The organism is Vibrio sp. 378, from assembly GCF_033339435.1.
The window spans coordinates 1-513 of record NZ_JAWOUO010001216.1 but is presented as its reverse complement, the minus strand read 5'-3'; the positions used below and the strand labels follow the sequence as shown (position 1 = coordinate 513).

Below are 513 nucleotides of genomic sequence, written 5' to 3'. Positions count from 1 at the left end.
CGGAGTGCGCTCACCGCTTGATGCGCTGCCGCCCCTCACTAGTGAGAGGTAGGGCAGCGCAAGTCAATCCTGGCGGATTCACTACCCCTGCGCGAAGGCCATCGGTGCCGCATCGAACGGCCGGTTGCGGAAAGTCCTCCCTGCGTCCGCTGATGGCCGGCAGCAGCCCGTCGTTGCCTGATGGATCCAACCCCTCCGCTGCTATAGTGCAGTCGGCTTCTGACGTTCAGTGCAGCCGTCTTCTGAAAACGACAAACGATGTCAGAATAGAGTTAAATTTCCTATTGATTGACATATTCCGTCAAAGGTAATAGATTTCATCCTGACACTTTTGCCTTTGGAGGCATCTTGCAAGGTCAACGCATCGGCTATGTCCGCGTCAGCAGCTTCGACCAGAACCCGGAACGGCAATTGGAGGGTGTTCAGGTGGCGCGGGTGTTCACCGACAAGGCTTCTGGCAAGGACACCCAGCGTCCCGAGCTGGAAAGGCTGCTGGCCTTCGTCCGCGAGGGC

The 513-nt window shown here is 58.1% G+C and carries 1 protein-coding gene; it reads left to right on the top strand.

What is annotated here, in order from left to right; all coding sequences use genetic code 11:
• Positions 1–348: 348 nt before the first annotated feature.
• The coding region (locus R7Q48_RS31220) for a recombinase family protein (RefSeq protein WP_318134304.1) at positions 349–513 on the top strand (165 nt) is incomplete at its 3' end.